Annotated in this window: 3 protein-coding genes; 1 reads left to right on the forward strand and 2 read right to left on the reverse strand. The window is 68.0% G+C overall.

What is annotated here, in order from left to right; translation table 11 throughout:
* Positions 1–93: 93 nt before the first annotated feature.
* Positions 94–1,428, reverse strand: coding sequence for an ABC transporter substrate-binding protein (locus ACFWP5_RS52100; protein ID WP_384174403.1), 1,335 nt, complete (start codon positions 1,426–1,428; stop codon positions 94–96).
* 255 nt (positions 1,429–1,683) lie between these two features.
* Positions 1,684–2,691: a LacI family DNA-binding transcriptional regulator gene (locus ACFWP5_RS52105; RefSeq protein ID WP_384174406.1), complete on the reverse strand. Its 1,008-nt coding sequence runs from the start codon at positions 2,689–2,691 to the stop codon at positions 1,684–1,686.
* Between the two features lie 288 nt (positions 2,692–2,979).
* Between ACFWP5_RS52105 and ACFWP5_RS52110 the strand changes: the two genes are divergently transcribed.
* Entirely contained in the window at positions 2,980–3,273 is a 294-nt protein-coding gene (locus ACFWP5_RS52110; protein ID WP_384174409.1) for an MFS transporter, read from the forward strand.
* Positions 3,274–3,290: the final 17 nt, after the last annotated feature.

A 3,290-nucleotide genomic window follows, 5' to 3' on the forward strand; every position in this document is an offset into this window, starting at 1 on the left:
GCGTCGCCCCCTGGGCCGACCCCCCACTACGCCCCGGCCGTGGGCGACTGCACCACGCGCGCCGCGCGAGTTTCGATGTCGGTCATTGCGCGGTCACTTGCCCGCCGCGGCCGGGATCGCCTGGTCCTTCATGGACTTCAGCGCGGACGCCTGCGCCGCCGCCAGCGCGTCGCTGAGCGTGCCGTCACCGGCCGCCGCCTTGGCCATCGCGTCCTGCAGCGAGAGGTTCACCGTCTTCTGGGTGGGTCCCCAGGCGAAGCTGGTGTTGATGGTCTTGGACGAGTCGGCGAAGACGTCGAAGATCTTCTCGTTGTTGTAGTACGGAACTCCCTTGGACAGCGCGGGCAGTTGGAGCCCCGCGTTGGCCGCAGGGTAGAGGCCGCCCAGCTGGTTCTCCAGCGCGAGGGCCTCCGGGTCGGTGTTGAGCCAGGTGTTGAACTTGACCGACTCGTAGAGGTGCTTGCTGCCCTTCATGAACGCGACCGTCGAGCCGCCCCAGTCACCGGAGGCGCCGTTCGAACCCCACGTCGGCATCGGGACGATCGTCCACTTCCCGGACTGCTTGGGGAGGTTGTCGCGGAACATGCTGTAGCCCCAGGCGGCGCCGACGTAGCTGGCGATCTGGTCCTTCTGGTACGCGGCGTACATCTGCGTCGAACCGTTGGCGAGGTCGGTGCGCACGAGCTTGCCGGCGATCAGCTTCTGCCAGTAGTCGGCGACCTGCTTGCTCTGGTCCGAGGCGACGGTGACCTGCCACTTGTCGCCGGAGTAGCTGTACATCTGGGAGTTGTTCTGCCAGAGGAGCCCGTTGAACCACTCGGCGTTGTTCGGGTCGAAGAACGTGATGTCGAGCTTGGAGTCCGCCTTGTGCAGCTTGGCCGCGGCAGCCGCGTACTCGTCCCACGTCTTCGGGATCGCGATGCCGTACTTCTTGAAGATGTCACTGCGTACGTAGAGGGCCATCGGGCCGGTGTCCTGCGGCAGGGCGAACACGCCGGTGCCGCCGAAGCTGGTCTGCGACCAGGTCCACGGCACGAACTTCGACTTGGCCGCGGTGGCCGCCGAGCAGGACGAGGCGTCCACGAACGCACTCTGGGTGCGCAGGTTGGGAAGCTCGTCGTAGCCGACCTGAGAGAGGTCGGGCGCCTTTCCGGCCTTGAGGGCGTTGCTGAGAGTGCCGTACTGGTCGTTGGAGATGTTCTTCGTCTCGACCTGGATGTCCGGGTTCTTCTTGTTCCACAGGGCGACGACCTTGTCCATGCCCGGAACGGTGTTCCAGTACTGGAGGGTGACCTTGCCCTTCGCGGGTGCGCAGGAGGCCGCGGACGTCTTGGCCGACGGCGAGGATGACGAGCATCCGGCGAGTACGGCGACACTGGCGGCCACGGCGACGGCGCCGAGGCGGATGCGCGTGATTGTGCTGCTCATGGTTTCCGTTCCAGACAACGACTAGCGGCGGTGCTAGGCGGCTCGATGCTGATCCCGAGGGCGGGATGCCTTCTGGGTGGAAGGGACGTGTTCACACCGTTTTTCCGGGGTCTAAGAGCGTCCCGTGAGCGCTCCCGTGAGCGCTCACGGGACTGCTTGCAGATAGACCTCGACATGCATTTTGGAATGTTCGGAAGTCTGCGCTCCGGTGCGGGGGAGTGTCAAGACATTCGGGTCGGACGGGTATCGGCCGGGTTAGGCGGAGCCGCTCAGCCGCAGTTCGGCGCGCACGACCAGGTCGTCGGTCGCCAGTGCTTCCGACCCCGACAGGAGGCGGGCGACCTGCTCGATGGCGAGGGCGCCGAGCCTGCGGGTGTCGAGGGCGACGCTGGTGAGCGGGGGTTCGACGAGTGCCCCGAGCTGCAGACCGTCGAAGCCGATCACCGCCAGCTCCTGCGGGATGCTCCTGCCGAGGCGGCGGGCCTCGCGCAGCGCGCCGATCGCGATGATGTCGTTGAACGTGAACACCGCGGTGACGTCGGGATGGTCGGCGAGCAGGGTCCTGAGCGCCGCGCCGCCGCCGTCGGCCGTCTGGTCCGCGCCGACCACCAGGCCGGCGTCGATCCCGTGTGCCGTCGCGGCCGTCGTGAACCACTCGTGCCGGATGCTCGGTTCGGCGCGGGTGTGGTGGTCGAGCATGCCGATGCGGGTGTGCCCCCGCGCGACCAGGTGGGCCACCGCGGCATGGACCCCCGCCGCGCCGTCGATCTGGATCGCGCTGAACCGCGTGCGCTGTTCCCGGCCGATGAGCACCACCGGCATGCCGCGCGTGAACTTCTCCAGTTCGCTCTCGGGGCAGCTGAAGTACCCGATGACCGCGTCCACCTGCGAGCTGATCACCTGGAGCGTGCCGCGTTCCTCCTCCGCCCGGTCCCCGGTGTCGTACACGACGACCTGCCAGCCACGGGTCCGGGCCGCCTCCAGCGCGGCGGCGGCGACCTCGGTGAAGAACGGGTTGAGCAGATCGGGGATGACCAGCCCGATGGTCATCGTGTCCTGACGGACCAGACCCCGGGCGAACCGGCTCGGACGGTAGCCGAGCGCGCGGGCGGCGTCGAGCACCCGCTGTTTGGTGACGCTGTCGATCTCGTCCTTGTCGTTGAGCGCCCGTGACACGGTCTGCCGGGACACCCCGGCGGACTTGGCGACGTCATTGATCGTGATTTTCCGGGGTTCCGTCCCCGTTGCCGACGGCACCACCATCGCCCACCTCCCGCTTCTCGCGAACGCCGGTGCGCGCGCAGAGCCCGAGTATGCATGTACGGGGGCGGCCGTACGAAGCCACGACCGGAAGCCGGGCGGCGACGGAGAGGGGGTCGGGCTACTGGGACGGCACGGCGATCGGAGTCCTGGGGAGCGCCGGAACACTGGTGGGATCGTCGAGCAGGACGTCGCGGCAGGTCTGGAACGCGCCGCGCAGGGTCGCCTCGCCGCCGAGGACCCCGAAGGTGATGGCCGGCCATCCCGCCGGCCAGCCCCACCCTGCCCGCGATGTACGCGTACGCGCTGGTCAGCGGCATGGGATTCGGTACGTACATGTCGCTGGACATGGCCTTGATGACCAAGGTGCTGCCCAAGGGCGCGGCGGCCGGCAAGGACCTGGGCATCCTGAACATCGCCACCAACGTCGCGCAGGCGCTGGGACCGATCATCGCCTCCGTGCTCATCACCTCGTTCGCCGCGGGCTCCGACAAACTGCCGGGCTACCGTGTCCTGTTCGCCTTCGCCATGGCCGTCGTACTGATCAGCGCGCTCGCCATCCGGCCGATCAAGGGCGTCAAGTAACGGACCGGGTATAGACC

It is taken from the genome of Streptomyces sp. NPDC058469, from assembly GCF_042721125.1.
In the GTDB taxonomy this organism is placed as follows: Bacteria; Actinomycetota; Actinomycetes; order Streptomycetales; family Streptomycetaceae; genus Streptomyces.